The sequence below is a fragment of the Pseudomonas sp. AC532 genome (assembly GCF_979258965.1).
The window spans coordinates 2,355,967-2,375,090 of record NZ_OZ409888.1 but is presented as its reverse complement, the minus strand read 5'-3'; the positions used below and the strand labels follow the sequence as shown (position 1 = coordinate 2,375,090).

Sequence of the window (19,124 nt, the reverse complement as noted above, 5' to 3'; positions counted from 1 at the left end):
CTTCCCGCTGAAATTGCTGGGACAGGCCCAGGTACTGCTCCATCAGTACGTAAGGGCGCTCCAGTGCCCGCTGTGACCACCATAGTGTGCAGGCCAGGGCGATGCCGACGCCGACCAGCAGCAGGGTGTTGAGGTTGGTAAGTGATTTAAGGCGCATGGGGCTCGACCGACGACTGAACGGTGCTGGCACTGCGCCATGCAGTGCGGCGGTATCGGTACGGTATTGCGCCTTCATGACAGCGGTATGACGCTGAGGGCTGCGTCACATCAATGACGCCAAAAACATACGAGGGGCCTGGGCGCGCCATGCTGGCGACAGGCGATAGCAACCCGACAGGCAGGTCGCCGGCCAGGGGTCGAGTCAGCCTAGCGATACACCTCGACGCGATTACGCCCGCCATTTTTGGCGACGTACAGCGCTTCGTCCGCACGCTGCGACAAGTGTTTGCTGTCGAGGTCATCGTGCATTTCGGCGATGCCGCAACTGAAGGTGCAACTGAGGTCTTCGGGCTGCGCGGGGTAGCGGATCTCGGCAAAGCGCTTGCGCACTTCATCGAGCACCCTGGCGGCCGTTCGGGCGTCGGTGTTGGGCATCACCACGGCGAACTCCTCGCCACCGTAACGCCCGATGCAGTCGCTCTTGCGCAAGCGCTGCTTGAGGAACAGCGCCAGGCTCTTGATCACTCGGTCGCCCATCGGGTGGCCGTAGTTGTCGTTGACCTTCTTGAAGAAGTCGATATCGAGCATTGCAAAACTCAGTGGCTCCCCGTCGCGCTGCGCACGGAAGCGGGCGTCCTCGAGCAACTGCAGCGTGTGCGTGTGATTGAACAGGCCGGTGAGGCTGTCGCGGACCATGCGCGCCTTGAGATTGCGTGCGCGGTCGGCCCGGTTGCGCACGGTGGCGATCAGGTGGCGCGGCTTGATCGGTTTGGTGAGGAAGTCGTCACCGCCTTCACTCATGGCATCGAGTTGCTTGTCGAGGTCGTCCTCGGCCGACAGGTAGATGATCGGCACACTGACGTAACGGTCGTTGTGGCGGATCACCTGGGCCAGCTCGGTACCGCTGCAGGCCGGCATGTACATGTCGAGGATGATCAGGTCCGGCTGGAACTCGGCCAGTTCGGCCATCGCCTGAATGGGCTCGGTGAGCGTGCGGGTAACGATGCCGGCGCTGTTCAGCACGCGCTCGGTGTGGGTGGCCTGGGCGCGGGAGTCGTCGACGATCAGTACCCGGTACGGTTCGTACTGGGCAACGTGGGTCAACACCTCGATGCGTTCGAGCAGGCTGGAGGCGTCCAGCGTGCCGGTGAAGAATTCGCGGCCCCCGGCGCGCACCGCAGCGAGGCGCGTCGGCGTATCGGTGTCCTCGTGGCTGTAGAACAGCAGCGGAATCTTTTCCTGCAGGCCTTCCTGCACCGCCTGAGCCAGTAGCAGCCCGTTGCCCGGGCCGGCGAAGTCGATCTCCATGAGGATGGCCGCGGGGTGGCGTTCGAGCATGGCGGCGCGAAAGGCGTTGGCGGTGTCCAGCGGCTTGGCGTTCATGCCAAAGAAATCCAGCTGCTGGGCCAGGCGCTCGGCGCGCTCCAGGTGTTGCAGCGCCAGGTACACCGGCTTGCGTAGCGGCGGCAGGGTGGTTTGTTCGAAGCGGTCGCCATGGCGCAGGCCGGTGCGGGACAGGCGCTGCATCAGCTGGTTGAGTTCGCTGATCACGTCGCTGTTGAGGCGGCCGCGGTTGGCGCCCACCGTGCTCAGGCACGCGACGACCTGCTGGGCGAGCTGACGATGCTCGGCCTGCTCGAAGCGCTCCGCATAGCGCTGCAGGAGTTGCGCGGCTTCGCGCAGCTCGTGCATGCCCGCATCGGTCCATTCGGCACGCTGCAGGCGCTGCCACACCTCCAGTACCTGGCGGGCCTGGTGAATGACGCGCTGGGCAAAATGCTGCTTGAGGCGGTCGCGGCTGGGGTCTTCGTGCTCGGGCATGGGTCTTGATCTGCTGCGGGTGGCGGCGAGTCGCTACCGAGTGATGGCTCCATGCTATCACCGGGCGATTATTTTGACAGTCATTTGGCACTAATGTTGTGAATCGCCCCGCAGGGTGGCCATAGCATGCAAAGCGATCTTCGGCTGGCAGGCAGCATTGACGGTACTCGTGGACCGTGTCGGCGCCGTCATGTCGTGAACAGGTTGTCACGCTGCGCGCACGGGCAGCCTTCCCTTATAGTAGGCGGCGTAGGCTGAACGGCCTGGCGGGTTGGCCAAGTATTAGCGCAACCCTGCAAGCGGCCTGTGGTCGAAGGCCTGTACGTCGCACATCAAAGGAAAATCGCCATGCTCGATTGGAAGAACCGCTCCACTGGCACTCACGGTGCCGACGAGGGCGCGACCGCAGGATCACGCCGCCGCGCGGGTGGGCGACTCGGTGGTCTGCTCGTCGGTTTGCTGGGTGCCTACCTGCTGGTGGCGCTGGTCGTCGGCTGGTACTGGAGCCAGGAGCCGGATCTGTTCCCGGTCCAGCAGCGCGTGCAGGCTGCCGCCGAAAGCAGCCAGCGCCAGGTAGTCAATGGTTATACCTCGGTGGAGACCCTCAAGCAGGTCGCCGAGACCCTGCTCGACAAGCCGGGCGGCTACCTGGCCAATGACCTGGCGCCGCCGGGGCTGTGGCTCGACAACATGCCCAGCTGGGAATATGGCGTGGTGGTGCAGGTGCGTGATTTCTCCCGCGCGCTGCGCAAGGACTTCGCCCGCTCGCAGTCGCAATCCACCGAGGACGGCGACCTGGCCCGCGCCGAGCCGAACTTCAACTTCGACAACCGCAGTTGGGCGCTGCCATCGACCGAGTCCAAGTACCGCGAGGGCATCGACTCGCTGGACCGCTACCTCGCTCGGCTGTCCGAACAGGGGCAAGGCGGCGCACGCTTCTACACCCGCGCCGACAACCTCAACAACTGGTTCGGCGACGTCGCCACGCGCCTCGGCTCCCTGTCGCAGCGGCTATCGGCCAGCGTTGGCCAGGTACGCCTGAACAGTGATGTAACCGAGACCACGGAGCTGGCCGAAGGGCAGGTGCCCGAGGTGGTCGAACGCACCTACGAAACGCCGTGGCTGCAGATCGACAACGTGTTCTACGAGGCACGTGGCCAGGCCTGGGCGCTGTCGCACCTGCTGCGCGCCATCGAAGTGGATTTCGCCGACGTGCTGGCCAAGAAGAACGCCACGGTCAGCGTGCGGCAAATCATCCGCGAACTGGAAGCGGCACAGGCCACGCTGTGGAGCCCGATGGTGCTCAATGGCAGCGGCTACGGCGTTCTCGCCAACCACTCGCTGGTCATGGCCAACTACATTTCGCGGGCCAACGCCGCGGTCATCGACCTGCGCCAGCTGCTGTCCCAGGGCTGATCGATGGCCATCGCCGAAACCGAGGTGGCGCACCGCGCCGCCTCGGATGCCGAGCTGATCGCCTGGGTCGACGAGCACGACAATGTGCTGGGCGCGCTACCGCGCGCCGAACTGCGCACTCGCGGCCTGATCGGGCGGGGCACCTTTATCCTGCTGTTCAATGCGGTCGGTGAGCTTTGCGTGCATCGGCGTACGTTGAGCAAGGCGGTGTACCCCGGTTATTGGGATATCGCCGCCGGTGGCATGGTGGCGGCAGGCGAAGGGTATGCACAGTCGGCCGAGCGCGAGCTGGCCGAAGAGTTGGGCATTCGTGAGGCGCCGCTGCGTGACCATGGGCGGTTCTTCTTCGACCAGCCGGAAAACCGCCTGTGGTGCGCGGTATTTTCGGCGGTGTCCGATGCGCCGCTGATCCTGCAGCCCGAGGAAGTGCTCGAAGCGCGCTTCATGACGGTTGCGGCCGCGCAGCTCGACACCCATGCCAAGCCCTACTGCCCTGACTCGCTGCAAGCCCTGCAGCATTATCTCGCCCATCGCTAGTCGCCGTGCGGAGTCGCCAATCCATCAGGGGTTGGCGCATTTCGCTTCTTAGCATCGCCGGCCTTTGTCGTTACACTGCGCCGCTCCCATCCACTGAGGAAAAAACGCGGTGGTCAAGAAAGCCTCTTCATTCGCCGGCCTGGGTGGCCTGGTGTTCTCCACGGATGCAGGTCGGCATTGCCCGGATTGCTCGCAACCGGTGGACGCCTGCAACTGTTCGAGCACGGCGATTCCCGAGGGCGATGGCATTGCCCGGGTGCGCCGTGAGACCAAAGGCCGCGGCGGCAAGACGGTGACCACCGTCAGCGGCGTGCCGCTGGCCGAGGAGCCGCTCAAGGAGCTGGCCTCGGCGTTGAAGAAACGCTGTGGCTGCGGCGGCTCGCTGAAGGACGGCGTCATCGAGATTCAGGGCGAGCACGTCGACCTGTTATTGGCCGAGCTGCTCAAGCGCGGCTTCAAGGCCAAGAAGTCCGGCGGCTGAAAGCCGCCGGCAGACAACGTTCTAAACTTACCGATTGCCCGGCCAGTCCATTGCCGAGCAACCGTCATTTTCAGGCCTTATGCTCGTCGACCTGATCGACCGCATCAGCCAATCCGCTACAGGGGAGACCTCGATGGCCGCACGACGCACACGCAAGGACGATGGAAGCCAATGGACGGTGGCCGACAGCCGCAGTGTCTATGGCATCCGCCATTGGGGCGCGGGTTATTTCTCGATCAACGACGCAGGCCGTGTCGAAGTGCGCCCCAACGGGCCGGACAGCACACCCATCGACCTCTACGAGCAGGTCGACGAGCTGCGCCAGAGCGGCCTGTCGCTGCCTTTGCTGGTGCGTTTCCCGGATATTCTGCAGGACCGCGTACGCAAGCTGACCGGTGCCTTCGACGCCAGCATCGCGCGCCTGGAATACGGCAACCGCTACACCGCGTTGTACCCGATCAAGGTCAACCAGCAGGAAGCGGTGGTCGAGAACATCATCGCTACCGAAAACGTTTCCATCGGCCTGGAAGCCGGCTCCAAGCCCGAGCTGCTGGCCGTGCTGGCGCTGGCGCCGAAGGGTGGCACCATCGTTTGCAATGGCTACAAGGACCGCGAGTTCATACGCCTGGCGTTGATCGGCCAGAAGCTCGGCCACAACGTGTTCATCGTCATCGAAAAGGAATCGGAAGTTTCCCTGGTGATCGAAGAGGCGGCCGAGCTCAAGGTCGCGCCGCAGATCGGTCTGCGCGTGCGCCTGTCGTCACTGGCGTCGTCGAAGTGGGCCGACACCGGCGGTGAGAAGTCCAAGTTCGGTCTGTCGGCGGCGCAACTGCTGTCCGTGGTCGAGCGCTTCCGCAAGGCCGGCCTGGATCAGGGCATTCGCCTGCTGCACTTCCACATGGGCTCGCAGATCGCCAACATCGCCGACTACCGCAAGGGCTTCCGCGAGGCCATTCGTTACTACGGCGAGCTGCGCGCGCTCGGCCTGCCGGTCGACCATATCGACGTTGGCGGCGGTCTTGGCGTGGATTACGACGGCACCCACTCGCGCAACGCCAGCTCGATCAACTACGACATGGAAGACTACGCCGACGCGGTGGTCGACATGCTCAAGGAGTTCTGCGACCGCCAGGAAATCCCGCACCCGCACATCTTCTCGGAAAGCGGTCGGGCGATGACCGCGCACCACGCCGTGTTGCTGGTGCAGGTGACCGACGTCGAGCGCCACAACGACGACGTGCCTGTCATCGACCCCGGTCAGGAACGTCCGGAAGTATTGCAGGTGTTGATCGACCTGCTCGAGGACAGCGACCCGGAGATGGTCGCCGAAACGTACTGGCGCGCGACCCACTACGTCAGTGAGGTGGCTGCGCAGTATTCCGCCGGCAAGCTCGATCTGCCGCAGAAGGCCCTGGCCGAGCAGTGTTACTTCGCCATTTGTCGCCGCCTGTACAACCAGCTCAAGGCCCGCCAACGCTCTCACCGCCAGGTGCTCGACGAGCTCAACGACAAGCTGGCCGACAAGTACATCTGCAACTTCTCGGTGTTCCAGAGCCTGCCGGACACCTGGGCGATCGGTCAGATCCTGCCGATCCTGCCGCTCAATCGCCTGGACGAGGAACCGTTGCGCCGCGCCGTGCTGCAGGACCTGACCTGCGATTCGGACGGCAAGATCAATCAGTACGTCGACGAGCAGTCCATCGAAACCAGCCTGCCGGTGCACGAGCTGCGCGACGGCGAGGATTACGTGCTGGGCATTTTCCTGGTCGGCGCCTATCAGGAAATCCTCGGCGACATGCACAACCTGTTCGGTGACACCGACTCGGTGAACATCTACCAGAACGCTGACGGCAGCATCTACCACGCCGGTATCGAGACCCACGACACCATCGAGGACATGCTGCGCTATGTGCACCTGTCGCCCGAGGAACTGATGACCCACTACCGCGACAAGGTGGCCAGCGCCAAGATCACCGTGCGGGAGCGTACCCAGTACCTCGACGCGCTGCGCCTGGGGCTGACGCGCTCCTCGTACCTGTCGTACTGATCCGGCGGCGAGGCACCCGGCCGATCGACGAAGCTGTCTGGTCGAGCGGGTGCCGATGGCGTCACACTCATCGGCCACTTCAGGTGGCACCCGCCAGAGGAGACGCATGATGAAGAGCCTGTTGAGCATGCTGTTAGCGGCGTTGCCGGTGCTGGCTCAGGCGGCGGACGATCCGCTACAGGCCGAGCGCTGGAAAACCCGTCCGCTGATCGTGCTCGCCGCAAGCGCTGATGATCCCTTGCTGGCGCGCGTGCAGCGGGCCTTGCAGGAGCCTGCCAACCGTGAGGCGTTCGTCGAGCGCGACATGGTGCTGTATACCGTGGTGGGGCAGCAGGGCAGCCGCAACGACCAGCCGCTGGACGGCATCGCCACCAAGCGCCTGCTGCTGGCGCTGGACGCCGGCACCAGCCGCCCGCAGGTGATTCTGGTCGGCAAGGATGGCGGCAAGAAGGTTCAGGAAGGCGCCGATGCCGACCTGCAGGCGATCTTCAGCACCATCGACCGCATGCCGATGCGCCAGAGCGAATGATCCGCTGATGGATCAGTGCTTTTGCACGATCTTGGCTCTATTGGCAGGGCCAGCCTGGCCATAAAGTAGCGTCCATCGATTGCCGAGGACGCACCCATGTCTAGCTCCATAATCCTTCGTGCCGTGGATGACGAGGCCCAGACCCTCGCGTGCTTCGCGGTCATGTGCCAATTGCGTCCCCACCTCCAGGATGCCCAGGCGTTCGCCGAGCAGATCGGTCGTCAGGCCGTTCAGGGGTATCGGCTGCTCGCTGCCTGGCGAGGTAACGAGGTGGTCGCCGTGGCAGGTTATCGGCTGCAGGAAAACACCCTCTACGGGCGGTTCGTCTACCTCGATGACCTGGTGACCCGCGTAACCGAGCAGCGCAGCGGCGTGGGTCAGCAACTGATCGAGGCGGTACGCGGCGAGGCGCTGCGTAACGGCTGTGCCCATCTTGTGCTGGACACCGGCCTGGGCAATGCCCTGGCGCAACGCTTCTACTACCGGCAGGGCCTGCTCGCGCGCGGCATGCACTTCGCCCAATCGCTGCAGGAGATCGGCGCATGAAACGCATCCTGTTACTCGAATGCAGCCCTCATGGGCTACACGCGCGCGGCAATCGCCTGGCCCGCCAGGTGATCGAGCAACGTTGGCCGGCTGCCGAGCTAATTGAACGAGACCTGTCAGGCCAGCCGCTGCCTCCGCTGAGTGCCGACTATGCGACGGCGCTGACGCGTTCTGCGCCGCTCGATGCCCCGGCGTTTGCCTGCTCGGAGACGTTGATCGGCGAGCTGGAGCGCAGCGATTGCCTGATCATCGCCACGCCCATGCACAACTTTGCGGTGCCCGCGGCGCTCAAGCTGTGGATCGATTACGTGTTGCGCATCCACCGCACATTCGCCGCCACGCCGCAGGGCAAAGTTGGCCTGCTCGAGGATCGGCCCACGCTGGTGCTGGTCAGCGCAGGCGGCTTCTACCAGGGCGAGCGTGCGCGGCAGCCGGACTTCCTCACCTCGTACCTGCGCCATGTGCTGGGCACGCTAGGCATCACGCAGGCGGAATTCGTCCATCTGCAGGGCATGGCCCACGGTGCCGACGCGGAGCAGGCCGCGCTGCAGGGCGCGTTGCAGCAGCTGGAACGCACGGCCTATTTTCCCCTCACTCTGTCTAAGGATATCGCCTCATGAGCACCTTGCGCCTGCCTTACAGCCAGTTGTCGCCGGACGCCTACAAAGGCCTGCTGGCCACCAAGAACGCCCTGGCTGTCAGCAGCCTGGGGTTGCCGCTGATCGAACTGGTCTACCTGCGTATCTCGCAGATCAATGGCTGCGCTTTCTGCCTGGAGATGCACGCCAAGGCCCTGCGCCAGGGCGGCATGGCACAGAGCAAGCTCGACAGTCTGGCTGGCTGGCGGATCAGTGCGCATTTCAGCGCCGCTGAGCGCGCGGCGCTGGCCTGGGCCGAGTCGCTGACCGACGTGGCGCGAACCAATGCGCCGGATGAGGCTTTCGAGCCGCTCAAGGCCCATTTCGACGAGACGCAAATCAGCGATCTGACCTTCGCCATTTCGCTGATGAATGCCTTCAATCGGCTGGCGATCGGCATGCGCCAGTAGCCCGCAGAGACGCTAAGAGGCGAGAGCAACCGTAGGGTGGATGACGCTCTTTTCATCCACCATTGCAATCGCAGAGCGGTGGACGGGTCGGGCCGCGTAGGTGAGGCGTCGTCCACCGTACGACCGGTCGCTTGCGCCGCTTTGCTGCCCTTCATACTCAGCAGCAGTACAGCCGCTCCGAGTACCAAGATCAGCTACCTGCGCGGTCTGCCAGCAGGCTGCGGTCGAACACGTAGATGCCGTCGGCCTGCTCGGTCAGCTCCCAGAGCTGCTGGGGGCGGCCCATCTTCGGGAAATTCTTTTCGCCGGTATCGCGAATCCAGCCGGCTTCCTTCATCCGCTCCAGGCGCTTGCGCAGCGAGGTGTTGTTGATCGTCGTCCCCAGGCAGGCCTGGGCGGCGTTCAGGGCGTCGAGCACGGTGAAGCGCGGCGGCGCGAGGTACAGCGGCAGGCTGGTGTAGACGGATTTGCCGGCCAGGCGCTCGACGCCCAGGCGCACCAGTTGCTGGTGGTCGAAGGGCAAGGCGAGGCGCCCGTCGAGCACCTCGTCGAGCGGCACGAAGCGCAGGCCGTCATCGGCGGTTGCGGTATCCGGCGCCAGCAGTGCCAGGTAATAGGTGCTCATTGACCAGCCGCGCGGGTCACGCTCGGCGCTGCCCTCGGTGCCGACCTGTTCGAGGTGGCGTGGCAGCACCTGGGCCTTGTCGCGCAGCACACGGTGGGCTGCTTCTTCGAGATTGGCGTCGCGGGTGCTGCCATTGACGATCACCCCAGGCAGCGCCCACTGGCCCATGAACGGCTCACGCTCGCGGCGGTGCAGCAGCACATGCAGCCGGCGGCTCTCGGCCTCCATGCGCAAGGCGATCAGGTCGACACTGGCCAGAACTTCAACAGAACTCACATCGCCCTCCTGTAAATAGTCATGTCAGCCTGGATTTCCGGCAGTTGCCAGGCTGCGGGAATCGCTTGTCCGCTGACGATCATCGCGCGAATCGCGCTGCTGTGCACGGTCATCTCCTCGCTTGCCACCAGCAGGCCAAAGCGCTCACGCAGTTCGGCGGCGCGGTGGAAGGTGGCGAGCCGCGTCAGGTTATCCTCGCCGATCACCAGCGCCAGGCGCTGCGAAGCCAGGGCGTGATCCTGAGCGATTCGGCTCATCAGGTCGTAGCTGTAGACCACCCGGCCGTCAGCGCCCAGCTCGTGCTCCACGGGCGAGCACGTTACCCGCTCACCGAAGCGTGCGGCCATGCGTTCGACCCAGGCGCAGCGCAGGTCGAAGTCGGCCATGCGCTTGGCATCGGCGTGTCGGTAGCTCGGTACCACCAGCACGTGATCGCAGCTCTCCAGTGCGCGGCGGATCACGCTGGCATGGCCGGCATGAGGCGGATCGAAGGCGCCGCCATAGACGGCCACGGCGAAGCGCTGCGGCATCGGCTGGTCCGCACCGGCCGCGAGACACTGCAGGGGGGATGGCGTCATGGTGAATCTCCTTGCAGGTGGGTGTTGACACACATAATACACCTGGTGGAATATGTGTCCATCCCGCAGTGATGCGGCTCCACCAGCAGGAGGTGTCAGATGAAGATCGCCACGTTCGATGTCGATGCGCAGAAAGGCTTCACCCACCTGTGCCCCGATGAACTGCCAGTGGCAGGCGGCCACGAGATCGCCGCGCCGCTCAACGACATGGCGCGTCGCGGCACTCTGCGCCTCGGTAGCAAGGATGCCCACGCCGCCAATGCCATCTGGGTGGTCGGCAGCCATGCGCAGATGCTCCAGCCGCTGACCCACGCCAACGCCGACCTGACCTGGGTCAGTCACTGCGTGCCGGGCACGCCGGGCTTCGAACTGCTGGATGCGTTGCCCGCCCCGATCGACTATGACTTCTTCGTCTGGAAGGGTGTCGAACCCGATCTGCACCCCTACGGCGCCTGCTTCCACGACCTGGCCGGCAAGCGCAGCACGGGCGTCATCGAATACCTGAAAGTCGCCGGAGTGGAGGCCGTGGTGGTCGGTGGCCTGGCTCTGGATTTCTGCGTGAAGAACACCGCCCTGCAACTGCGTAGCGCCGGCTTGCAGGTGTTGCTGTATCTTCCGGCGTGCCGAGCCATTTCCGAAGCTGGCGCAACGCAAGCCATCGACCAGATGCGTGCGCAGGGCATCATCATCTGCGCCGATAGCGGAGCGCTCGATAGCGAGCTGGCCCGCCTCGAGGAGAGTGACCATGAGTGAGAGCGTATTCGCCCCCAGCATCATCCAGAACCTGCTGGACACCGACTTCTACAAGCTGACCATGATGCAGGCGGTGCTGCACAACTACCCCAACGTCGAAGTGGAGTGGGAATTTCGCTGCCGCAGCAATGAGGACCTGACGCCTTATCTGGCCGAGATCCGCTACCAGATCGAACAACTGGTCAACACCTCGATCACCCCGGACCAGCTCGCCTACCTGGAGAAGATCCCCTTCATCAAGGCCGACTTCATCCGCTTTCTCAGCCTGTTCCGCTTCAACATGCGCTACGTGCACGTCGGCACCGACGATGCCGGCCAGTTGGCGATCCGTGTGCGCGGCCCGTGGCTGCACGTGATCCTCTACGAGATCCCGCTGCTGGCCATCGTCTCGGAAGTGCGCAACCGCTATCGCTACCGCGAGGTGGTGATCGAGCAGGTGCGCGAGCGGCTCTACGAGAAGCTCGACTGGCTCAAGGGCGAGGCCACCGCGTCCGAACTGGCGGGCTTCCAGCTGGCCGACTTCGGCACCCGTCGGCGCTTTTCCTACCGGGTGCAGGAGGAGGTGGTGCACATCCTCAAGCGCGATTTCCCAGGCCGCTTCGTGGGCACCAGCAACGTGCACCTGGCCCGCGAATTCGACCTCAAGCCGATCGGCACCATGGCCCACGAGTGGTTCATGGCGCACCAGCAGCTCGGCCCGCGCTTGATCGACAGCCAGAAGGCCGCGCTGGAATGCTGGGTCAAGGAGTACCGTGGCCTGCTGGGCATCGCGCTGACCGACACCATCGGCATGTCCAGCTTCCTCGAAGATTTCGATCTGTACTTCGCCAAGCTGTTCGACGGCCTGCGCCATGACTCCGGTGACCCGCTGCAGTGGGCCGAAAAGGCCATCGCCCACTACGAGAGCCTGGGCATCGACCCGCAGAGCAAGACGCTGATCTTCTCCGACGGTCTGACGCTGCCCAAGGCGCTTGAACTGTACCGCGCGCTGCATGATCGCATTAATGTCAGCTTCGGCATCGGCACCAACCTGACCTGCGACATTCCCGGTGTCGAGCCGATGAACATCGTCATCAAGATGATCGACTGCAACGGCCAGCCGGTGGCGAAGATCTCCGATACACCCGGCAAGACCCAGTGCCGCGACCCCAACTTCGTGACCTACCTGAAACATGTTTTTCGCCTCGAAGCCAACTGAAGCGAACCAAGGGAGACACCATGAGCAATCGACAAGCTGAAATCGCCAACGCCCTGGGCGTCATCGCCCCGTTCACCTCGGACGCCGACGTGGACGCCGAGATCGCCCGGCGCATCGCCTTCATCAAGGACACCCTCATCGCCTCGCGCACCAAGGCGCTGGTGCTGGGCATCAGTGGCGGGGTGGATTCCACCGCAGCCGGTCGCCTGGCCCAGCTGGCGGTGGAGCAGTTGCGTGACGAAAAACAGGATCAGGACTACCGCTTCATCGCCATCCGCCTGCCGCACAAGGTGCAGCACGACGAATCGGACGCCCAGGCCGCGCTGGCCTTCATCGCCGCCGACGAAGTGCAGACCATCGACATCGCCCCGGCGGTAGCGGGGCTGGCGGGGCAGATCGGTGAGCTGGCAGAGTTGGCATCGTCACGCCGCGACTTCGTGCTCGGCAACACCAAGGCGCGCATGCGCATGCTGGCCCAGTACACCGTTGCCAACGCCCGTAACGGGCTGGTCATCGGCACCGACCACGCGGCCGAAGCGGTGATGGGTTTCTTCACCAAGTTCGGTGACGGCGCCTGCGACCTGGCGCCGCTCAGCGGCCTGGTCAAAGGCCAGGTGCGGCAGATCGCCGAACGCCTCGGCGCACCTGCCGCGGTGTTCTCCAAGGTGCCGACCGCCGACCTGGAAGACGAGCGCCCGGGCATCCCCGACGAGCAGGTGCACGGCGTCAGCTACGCAGACATCGACGCCTTCCTGCAAGGCAAGCCGGTCAGCGACACGGCCTACCAGGCCATCGTGCAGACCTACGACAAGACCCAGCACAAGCGCGAATTGCCGCTGGTGCCTTGAACCCTGCAGCGTGACCCGCAAGCCCGCCTCTTCAGGCGGGCTTTTTTATGGTCAGGGCGACTGCGGGCGTGGCGCGCTTATCCGCCGGGCGCCGCCAGCCATCGATCGCGACGCGCCAAATGCCAGGCCAGGGCGCCGAGTGCCAGGCCGCGCAGTGCCATGAAGATCAGGAAGGCGATCCATAGTCCGTGGTTACCGAAGCCCTGTAGCGCCAGCGCAATGGGCAGGCCGAGGGCCAGGGCCACCAGCATCGCGTTGCGCATTTCGCGGGCGCGGGTGGCGCCGATGAACAGGCCATCGAGCAGGTAGCTCCACACCGCGAACAGCGGCAGCAGGGCGAGATAGGGCAGGTACTGCATGGCGGTTTCGCGCACGGCGGGGATGTTGGTCTGCAGATTGACGAACAGGTGGCCGCCCGCAGCGAAGAACAGCGCGAACAGCAGGCTGGCCAGCAGCGACCAGAGGCCGGCGACGATCAGGCTGCGCCTGAGCGCCAGGCGATCACGCGCGCCGATGGCGTGGCCGCACAGCGCTTCGACCGCGTGGGCCAGGCCATCCAGCGCGTAGGCGGTGACCAGCAGGCCGTTGAGTAGCAGCGCATTCGCCGCCACCGTGGCATCGCCGAGGCGCGCACCCTGGATGGTGATCAGCAGGAACACCGCCTGCAGCGCCAGCGAGCGTAGAAAGATGTCGCGGTTGACTGCGAGCAGTGCTCGCCAGCTCTGCCACTTGCCCATCGCCGCCCACTGCGTACGGCCAGGGTGACGGCGCAGCGCACCGCGGGTCAGCGCCAGGCCGACCAGCAGGCCGCCCCACTCGGCGAGCACCGCAGCGCGCGCCGCGCCGACCACCTCCCAATGCAGGCCGAGCACGAACCACAGCGACAACACGATGTTCAGCAGGTTGGTGACCAGCAGCATCACCAGCGGCGCGCGCGCGTTCTGCGCGCCGAGCAGCCAGCCGATCAGCGCATAGTTGGCCAGCGCAGCAGGCAGGCCGAGCAGGCGGGTCTGCAGGAACTCGCGGGTCAGCGCATCCAGCTCCGCCGACGGGTTCATCAGCCCGAGGGCCAGACCACTGAACGGCACTGCCAGCGCGCCAAGGGTCAGCGCCAATACCGCGGCGAGCAGCAGGCCCTGCACCAGTACCTGGCGCAACGCGCCGCCATCACCGCGCCCACATGCCTGCGCGGCAAACCCGGTGGTGCCCATGCGCAGGAAACCGAGCAGCCCGACGATCAGGATGTACAGGCTGCTGCCCACCGCCACCGCGCCCAGTTGATGGGCATGTGGCAGGTGGCCGACCACGGCGGTATCGACCAGTGCCACCAGCGGCACGGACAGGTTGGAAAGAATCATCGGCGCGGCGAGCGCCCACACCTTGCGGTGGGTCGGCGCATGGCGCCAGGCATCACGAAACATGCAGGGCTTCCTTTGGACTGCGCATTATAGGGGCAGAACCGCCGAATGCCGCGGGCTTGGTGGCGCGCATGCAGCGCTCACGATGATATGGCATGCACGCCGCGCTTCTGGGATAGTTGCCTCACGTCGTATCACTGCAAGGTGGCCCGCTCGTCCACAAGACGGCTTGGCTGCGCTGGCGCCCCAGGGTGCCGTTTTCCGTGCCGACCCCGGCACGTCTGGCGAACCATCCGCTCGCCGCTGGATCTGCTGCGCTGTTGACCTTGGTCGAGGCGTACGCACTTAAAACAACTAGAACCGCGATCCATTCAAGGATGCCCCATGAAATTCACTCGCTTCTTTGCGGCCGTGGCCGCAACTGCTGCACTGTCGGCCGGCTTCGCTGCCCAGGCTCGCGAATATTCCGTGTCTACCGTCCTGTCGGATGCCTTCCCGTGGGGGCAGGCCGCGCAGAAATGGGCGGATCTGGTCAACGAACGGTCCGAGGGGCGCATCACTCTGCGCGTCTACCCCAACGCCCAATTGGTCGCCGGTGACCAGACCAAGGAGTTTTCGGCGATGCGCTCCGGGCTGATCGACATGGCCGTCGGCTCGACCATCAACTGGTCGCCACAAGTGCCTGAGCTGAACCTGTTTTCACTGCCATTTCTGATGCGCGACAGCGCCGACCTGGATGCCATCACCGGAGGCGAGGCCGGCGAGCAGGCGTTCGCGGCCATCGAGCAGCGCGGCATCGTCCCGCTGGCGTGGGGCGAGAACGGTTTTCGCGAAGTCTCCAACTCCTCCAAGCCGGTACGAACCCCCGCTGATCTGGCGGGCCTGAAAATCCGCGTGGTCGGCTCGCCGTTGTTCCAGGACACCTTCAGCGCGCTGGGCGCCAACCCGACGCAGATGAGCTGGGCAGATGCCAAGCCGGCGTTGACCACCGGCGCCGTCGATGGCCAGGAAAATCCGCTGTCGGTGTTCGACGTGGCGCGGGTCGATCAGGTCGGCCAGAAGTACCTGACGCTGTGGCACTACATGGCCGACCCGCTGATCTTCGCGGTCAACCAGCGCGTGTGGAAAACCCTGCCGGAAGCCGACCGTGAATTGCTCGAACAGGCGGCGATCGATGCCGGCAAGTGGGAGGTCGAGCTGTCGCGTGGCCAGCAGGCCAAGCGCCTGGAAGACATCCGCAGTCGCGGCGTTGAAGTGGTCGAGCTCAGTGAGGCCGAACGCCAGGCGTTCGTCGATGCGACCCAGAGCGTCCACGAAAAGTGGGCACCGAAAATCGGTGACAAGCTGCTCGACGCTGCCCGCAGCGCCATTGCCCAGCCCTGATAAGTGCGAGGGAGCCGGCCCCGGCTCCCGTTTTGCTGCGAGAACCTCATGAACAAACAAGCGGACGCGCCGCTCGAGCGCGGGCTCGCCACCCTGGCGCTGCTGATCATCGGCCTGATCAGCCTGGCCAACGTGGTGGTGCGCTACTTCACCAATGCCTCTTTTGCCTTCACCGAAGAATTGTCGGTGTTCCTCCTGGTCGTCCTGACGTTCGCGGGCGCCTCGGTGGCGCTGCGCCGCAATCGGCATATTCGTATCGGTTTTCTCGAACGGCTGTGCCCGGCGCTGCGCACGCCGCTGATCATTCTGCAATGGCTGGCGGCCACGCTGGTGTTGGGGCTGGTGCTGTGGTTCGGCGGGCAATTCGCGCTGGAGGAATATCAGTGGCAATCCGAGTCGCCGGGCCTGGGGCTGCCGAACTGGTGGTACGTGGTCTGGCTGCCGGTGCTCAGCCTGCTGATGTTCGTGCGCTTGTGCCAGATGACCCTGGAGCGGCTGCGCGGGGGCGAACACGATGAGTCCTGATCTATGGTTGATCGCCAGTTTTCTGGTGTTGCTGCTGCTCGGCGTGCCGGTGGCGTTTGCCCTGGGGCTTTCTGGCGCTATCGGCATCATCGCCGGGCTGTCGCCGGAGATGCTCGCGACCCTGGGCACCAACACCTACAACGGCGTGGCCAAATACCCGCTGATCGCCATCCCGCTGTTCATTCTTACCGGCCTGGTATTCGAGAAGGCCGGGGTGGCGCTGCGTCTGGTGCGCTTCGCCCAGGCGATGATCGGCCCGCGCCACGGTGGCCTGGCGATGGTGGCGGTGCTGGTGTGCCTGATCATGGGCGGCATGAGCGGCTCCGGCCCGGCGGACGCGGCCGCGGTGGCCATGGTGATGCTGCCGAGCATGACCAAGGCGGGCTACCCCAAGCCGTTTTCCGCAACCCTGATCGCAGCATCGGCCTCGACCGCCATCCTCATTCCGCCGTCGATCGCGCTGATTCTGTATTCGATCGTGGTGCCGGGCGTCGACCTGCGTGCGCTATTCGCGGCCGGCCTGTTTCCCGGCATCCTGGCCGGTGCGGTGCTGTTGTTGCCGGTCTGGCTGCTGTCGCGGCGTTATGGCTGGGAATCACCCGAGGGCGTCGAGCGGCCGCCGTTATGGCCCAGTTTCAAGCAGGCATTGCCAGCCCTGCTGGCGCCGGTACTCATCCTTGGTGGCCTGCGCAGCGGCCTGTTCACACCCACCGAAGCAGCCGTGGTAGGCGTGGCTTATGGCGTGGCGGTCGGGCTGTTCGTCACCCGTGAGCTGGATTGGCGCAGCCTGTGGCGCCTATGTGGCGAGGCCGCGGTGATTTCCGGGGTGGTGATGCTGATCATCGCCCTGGCCGGGATTTTCGCCTGGGCCGGCACCATGCTCGGCACGTTCCGGCACATGGCCGAATGGCTGATCTCGCTGTCCGATAACGGCACGGTGCTGCTGGTGCTGGTGATGATCGCCGTGCTGCTGGCCGGCATGCTGCTGGACGCCATCTCGATCTACCTGATCCTGATGCCGATCCTCATCCCGGTGATGCAGCACTTCGGCTGGAACCCGGTGTGGTTCGGCATCCTACTGGCGATGAACATCGCCATCGGCCAGTTCACCCCGCCGGTGGCGATCAACCTGATGGTCACCACCGAAGTGGCGAAGATTCGCCTGGAACAGACCATCGGCTGGGCGCTGTTGTTCGTTGCGGTGATGGGTTGCGCGCTGGTGCTGGTCGCGGCGTTCCCGGAGATCGCGCTGTGGTTGCCGCGGGTGTTGGGGTACGCGGTCGATTGAGCCGCTGGGCACCGGGTGCTTGGATGCGGCGCCCGGTGCCCAACGCGTCATGCAAGCGGTCGACGGTCGCCTTTTGTTGAAAATAGTTATCAGCGGCGATATGTTCGCAACCCGTTCCCCTGCACGAGATTTCTCGAGTGCGTCCGCCCCACGACTCCGATGCCCAGGACGGCCAGTTTCAGCGCCATGCCGGTGAGCTGCTGCGCTTCTTTACCCGCCAGGTGAAGTGCGACGAGCTGGCCGCTGACCTGCGCCAGGAAACCTGGCTGCGCCTTCAGCGTCGTGGCAGCGGCGATGTGGAGAACCTGCGCGCGTTTCTCTACCGCATCGCCCGTAACCTGATCATCGACCACCGACGCCAGCAGCAGACGCGGCCGGTGCAGGAAAGCGTGTCGGTCGAACTGGAGTCGGATCAGCCCGGGCCCGAACAGATCGTCGAGGGCGGCCAACAGCTTGCCCGCCTGCAGGATATTCTTCAGGATCTGCCACCCCACCTGCGTCAGGCCCTGTTGTGGAACCGCCTCGAGGGCCTGACCCAGAAGGAAATCGGCCTGCGTCTCGGCGTCTCCGAAAGCATGGCCGGGCGCTATATCCTCAAGGCCCTGGAGCAGTGTCAGCAGAAAATGGATTTGATGCCGTGACCACCGATTCAACGCTTCTCGCCCAGGCCCGGGAATGGCAGGTGCTGCTGCATTCCGGCCGCGCTACGGCGGCTGATCGCCTCGCCGCCAGTGCCTGGCGTTGCACCTCGCCTGCGCACGAGCAGGCCGCCATGGACGTGGAACGGTTGTGGGCGTTGCTCGGCCAGTTGGCTGAACAACCGGCCAGCGAACCAGCCGCTGCGCAAGTGCGCCCGCTGCGTCGGCGACGGTCACTGCGCTGGGCCGTGCCGCTGGCGAGCGCCGCGCTGTTGGTGCTGGCGCTTTGGCTGCCGCAGGGCGTTTGGAGGAGCTGGAACGCCGACTTCGCCACCGCGCCGGGCGAGATACGCAGCGTCGAACTGGAAGACGGTTCGATCCTCACCCTCAACGGTGCGACCGCGCTGGACTGGACGATCAGCGAGGGCCGCCGGGAGATTCGTTTGTACCGCGGCGAAGCGGACTTCCAGGTGGCCAAAGATGCCACACGGCCTTTTTTCGTCGAGGCCGGCCCCGCGCGCATTCGCGTCACCGGCACGCGGTTCGATGTCGACTACGACGGCAAGGACGTCGTGCTGGCAGTGACGCAAGGGCAGGTGCAGGCCAGCGATGCCCGGGCGCAGCCGCTGTTGGTCGGTGCCAGCCAGCAGGTGCGCTGGAGCGGCGCGCGCCTGCAGCCGCTACAAGCCCTCGATGCCCGTCAGCAACTGGCCTGGCAGCGCGGCAAGCTGGTGTTTCGCGCGCAGCCGCTGAGCGAGGTGTTCACTGAGCTGGAACGCAGCCAGCGCCAGCGGGTTATCTTTCTCGACCAGAGCGTGCGCGACCTCAAGGTGACTGGCGTATTCGCCCACGATGACCCGCAGGCGGTGCTGCGTGCCATCGAAAGCAACCTGCCGGTGCGGCTGGTGCGCCTGCCTGGTCTGCTGCTGGTCAGCCGCACTTGAGGGCTTGCTCGCCCCTGAAGCGCGCGCAATGAAAAATAGTTTTCATTGACGGTTCAGAAGTGCCTGGCTGTTTCGTCTTCCGTTTCTGCAAATGCGACTTTTTCGCATGATCTTTCGCAGAACAGG

Annotated in this window: 20 protein-coding genes; 16 read left to right on the top strand and 4 right to left on the bottom strand. The window is 64.9% G+C overall.

The genetic code is table 11. The annotated features are described in order from the left end of the window. Positions 1-366: 366 nt before the first annotated feature. A complete protein-coding gene (locus ACZ0AV_RS11365) occupies positions 367-1,980 on the bottom strand; it encodes a diguanylate cyclase (protein WP_499151111.1) in 1,614 nt (537 codons plus the stop codon). A gap of 348 nt (positions 1,981-2,328) precedes the next feature. Between ACZ0AV_RS11365 and ACZ0AV_RS11360 the strand changes: the two genes are divergently transcribed. The 8 genes from ACZ0AV_RS11360 (at position 2,329) to ACZ0AV_RS11325 (ending at position 8,584) form a co-directional block, all read left to right on the top strand. Beyond that, on the top strand, positions 2,329-3,396 hold the full coding sequence (locus ACZ0AV_RS11360; RefSeq protein ID WP_499151110.1) for a DUF2333 family protein: 1,068 nt from the start codon (positions 2,329-2,331) through the stop codon (positions 3,394-3,396). A gap of 3 nt (positions 3,397-3,399) precedes the next feature. Continuing rightward, positions 3,400-3,933, top strand: coding sequence for an NUDIX hydrolase (locus tag ACZ0AV_RS11355; RefSeq protein ID WP_499151109.1), 534 nt, complete (start codon positions 3,400-3,402; stop codon positions 3,931-3,933). A 109-nt stretch (positions 3,934-4,042) separates the two neighbouring features. Further along, entirely contained in the window at positions 4,043-4,414 is a 372-nt protein-coding gene (locus ACZ0AV_RS11350) for a translation initiation factor Sui1 (RefSeq protein ID WP_499151108.1), read from the top strand. A gap of 133 nt (positions 4,415-4,547) precedes the next feature. After that, entirely contained in the window at positions 4,548-6,461 is a 1,914-nt protein-coding gene (speA, locus tag ACZ0AV_RS11345; RefSeq protein ID WP_499151107.1) for an arginine decarboxylase, read from the top strand. Between the two features lie 109 nt (positions 6,462-6,570). Then, on the top strand, positions 6,571-6,990 hold the full coding sequence (locus tag ACZ0AV_RS11340; RefSeq protein ID WP_499151106.1) for a DUF4174 domain-containing protein: 420 nt from the start codon (positions 6,571-6,573) through the stop codon (positions 6,988-6,990). Positions 6,991-7,086: 96 nt separating this feature from the next. Continuing rightward, positions 7,087-7,536, top strand: coding sequence for a GNAT family N-acetyltransferase (locus ACZ0AV_RS11335; protein ID WP_499151105.1), 450 nt, complete (start codon positions 7,087-7,089; stop codon positions 7,534-7,536). Further along, on the top strand, positions 7,533-8,156 hold the full coding sequence (locus ACZ0AV_RS11330) for an FMN-dependent NADH-azoreductase (RefSeq protein ID WP_499151104.1): 624 nt from the start codon (positions 7,533-7,535) through the stop codon (positions 8,154-8,156). The genes ACZ0AV_RS11335 and ACZ0AV_RS11330 overlap by 4 nt, the downstream gene beginning before the upstream one ends. Beyond that, the gene (locus ACZ0AV_RS11325) at positions 8,153-8,584 is read left to right on the top strand and encodes a carboxymuconolactone decarboxylase family protein (RefSeq protein WP_499151103.1); all 432 of its coding nucleotides are present in this window, start codon (positions 8,153-8,155) and stop codon (positions 8,582-8,584) included. The genes ACZ0AV_RS11330 and ACZ0AV_RS11325 overlap by 4 nt, the downstream gene beginning before the upstream one ends. Before the next feature lie 190 nt (positions 8,585-8,774). Here the strand turns inward: ACZ0AV_RS11325 and ACZ0AV_RS11320 are convergent, their stop codons facing one another. Then, positions 8,775-9,485 carry an NUDIX hydrolase gene (locus tag ACZ0AV_RS11320; RefSeq protein ID WP_499151102.1) on the bottom strand — a complete coding sequence of 237 codons (711 nt, stop codon included), beginning with the start codon at positions 9,483-9,485 and terminating at the stop codon, positions 8,775-8,777. Further along, complete coding sequence (locus tag ACZ0AV_RS11315; RefSeq protein ID WP_499151101.1) at positions 9,482-10,063, bottom strand: adenylyltransferase/cytidyltransferase family protein; 582 nt, start codon at positions 10,061-10,063, stop codon at positions 9,482-9,484. The genes ACZ0AV_RS11320 and ACZ0AV_RS11315 overlap by 4 nt, the downstream gene beginning before the upstream one ends. 99 nt (positions 10,064-10,162) lie before the next feature. Between ACZ0AV_RS11315 and ACZ0AV_RS11310 the strand changes: the two genes are divergently transcribed. From ACZ0AV_RS11310 to nadE, 3 genes are read left to right on the top strand one after another with little or no spacing between them, the layout of a single operon-like run. Then, complete coding sequence (locus ACZ0AV_RS11310) at positions 10,163-10,816, top strand: isochorismatase family protein (RefSeq protein ID WP_499151100.1); 654 nt, start codon at positions 10,163-10,165, stop codon at positions 10,814-10,816. Continuing rightward, on the top strand, positions 10,809-12,014 hold the full coding sequence (pncB, locus tag ACZ0AV_RS11305) for a nicotinate phosphoribosyltransferase (protein WP_499151099.1): 1,206 nt from the start codon (positions 10,809-10,811) through the stop codon (positions 12,012-12,014). The genes ACZ0AV_RS11310 and pncB overlap by 8 nt, the downstream gene beginning before the upstream one ends. 20 nt (positions 12,015-12,034) lie before the next feature. After that, the gene (gene nadE / locus ACZ0AV_RS11300; protein ID WP_499151098.1) at positions 12,035-12,862 is read left to right on the top strand and encodes an NAD(+) synthase; all 828 of its coding nucleotides are present in this window, start codon (positions 12,035-12,037) and stop codon (positions 12,860-12,862) included. Between the two features lie 77 nt (positions 12,863-12,939). Here the strand turns inward: nadE and ACZ0AV_RS11295 are convergent, their stop codons facing one another. Continuing rightward, positions 12,940-14,283 (bottom strand): MATE family efflux transporter, encoded by a 1,344-nt coding sequence (locus tag ACZ0AV_RS11295; RefSeq protein WP_499151097.1) that lies wholly within the window; start codon positions 14,281-14,283, stop codon positions 12,940-12,942. A gap of 321 nt (positions 14,284-14,604) precedes the next feature. Here ACZ0AV_RS11295 and ACZ0AV_RS11290 point away from each other — a divergent pair, with 321 nt between their 5' ends. The 5 genes from ACZ0AV_RS11290 (at position 14,605) to ACZ0AV_RS11270 (ending at position 18,998) form a co-directional block, all read left to right on the top strand. Then, positions 14,605-15,603, top strand: a complete 999-nt coding sequence (locus ACZ0AV_RS11290) for a DctP family TRAP transporter solute-binding subunit (protein WP_499151096.1) — start codon at positions 14,605-14,607, stop codon at positions 15,601-15,603. A 48-nt stretch (positions 15,604-15,651) separates the two neighbouring features. Continuing rightward, positions 15,652-16,128 carry a TRAP transporter small permease gene (locus tag ACZ0AV_RS11285; RefSeq protein ID WP_070880118.1) on the top strand — a complete coding sequence of 159 codons (477 nt, stop codon included), beginning with the start codon at positions 15,652-15,654 and terminating at the stop codon, positions 16,126-16,128. Beyond that, positions 16,118-17,416, top strand: coding sequence for a TRAP transporter large permease (locus tag ACZ0AV_RS11280; RefSeq protein WP_499151095.1), 1,299 nt, complete (start codon positions 16,118-16,120; stop codon positions 17,414-17,416). Before ACZ0AV_RS11285 ends, ACZ0AV_RS11280 begins: the two co-directional genes overlap by 11 nt. A 137-nt stretch (positions 17,417-17,553) precedes the next feature. Next, complete coding sequence (locus ACZ0AV_RS11275; protein WP_499151094.1) at positions 17,554-18,057, top strand: RNA polymerase sigma factor; 504 nt, start codon at positions 17,554-17,556, stop codon at positions 18,055-18,057. Continuing rightward, on the top strand, positions 18,054-18,998 hold the full coding sequence (locus ACZ0AV_RS11270) for a FecR family protein (protein ID WP_499151093.1): 945 nt from the start codon (positions 18,054-18,056) through the stop codon (positions 18,996-18,998). The genes ACZ0AV_RS11275 and ACZ0AV_RS11270 overlap by 4 nt, the downstream gene beginning before the upstream one ends. The last annotated feature ends 126 nt before the right edge of the window (positions 18,999-19,124 follow it).

Bases quoted from the DNA above. Each gene is read 5' to 3' on its own strand.
- pncB (WP_499151099.1), top strand. From the start codon at position 10,809: ATGAGTGAGAGCGTATTCGCCCCCAGCATCATCCAGAACCTGCTGGAC.
- ACZ0AV_RS11335 (WP_499151105.1), top strand. From the start codon at position 7,087: ATGTCTAGCTCCATAATCCTTCGTGCCGTGGATGACGAGGCCCAGACC.
- ACZ0AV_RS11330 (WP_499151104.1), top strand. From the start codon at position 7,533: ATGAAACGCATCCTGTTACTCGAATGCAGCCCTCATGGGCTACACGCG.
- ACZ0AV_RS11325 (WP_499151103.1), top strand. From the start codon at position 8,153: ATGAGCACCTTGCGCCTGCCTTACAGCCAGTTGTCGCCGGACGCCTAC.
- ACZ0AV_RS11340 (WP_499151106.1), top strand. From the start codon at position 6,571: ATGAAGAGCCTGTTGAGCATGCTGTTAGCGGCGTTGCCGGTGCTGGCT.
- ACZ0AV_RS11360 (WP_499151110.1), top strand. From the start codon at position 2,329: ATGCTCGATTGGAAGAACCGCTCCACTGGCACTCACGGTGCCGACGAG.
- ACZ0AV_RS11290 (WP_499151096.1), top strand. From the start codon at position 14,605: ATGAAATTCACTCGCTTCTTTGCGGCCGTGGCCGCAACTGCTGCACTG.
- ACZ0AV_RS11295 (WP_499151097.1), bottom strand. From the start codon at position 14,283: ATGTTTCGTGATGCCTGGCGCCATGCGCCGACCCACCGCAAGGTGTGG.
- ACZ0AV_RS11355 (WP_499151109.1), top strand. From the start codon at position 3,400: ATGGCCATCGCCGAAACCGAGGTGGCGCACCGCGCCGCCTCGGATGCC.
- ACZ0AV_RS11315 (WP_499151101.1), bottom strand. From the start codon at position 10,063: ATGACGCCATCCCCCCTGCAGTGTCTCGCGGCCGGTGCGGACCAGCCG.
- ACZ0AV_RS11285 (WP_070880118.1), top strand. From the start codon at position 15,652: ATGAACAAACAAGCGGACGCGCCGCTCGAGCGCGGGCTCGCCACCCTG.
- nadE (WP_499151098.1), top strand. From the start codon at position 12,035: ATGAGCAATCGACAAGCTGAAATCGCCAACGCCCTGGGCGTCATCGCC.
- ACZ0AV_RS11365 (WP_499151111.1), bottom strand. From the start codon at position 1,980: ATGCCCGAGCACGAAGACCCCAGCCGCGACCGCCTCAAGCAGCATTTT.
- ACZ0AV_RS11310 (WP_499151100.1), top strand. From the start codon at position 10,163: ATGAAGATCGCCACGTTCGATGTCGATGCGCAGAAAGGCTTCACCCAC.
- ACZ0AV_RS11280 (WP_499151095.1), top strand. From the start codon at position 16,118: ATGAGTCCTGATCTATGGTTGATCGCCAGTTTTCTGGTGTTGCTGCTG.
- speA (WP_499151107.1), top strand. From the start codon at position 4,548: ATGGCCGCACGACGCACACGCAAGGACGATGGAAGCCAATGGACGGTG.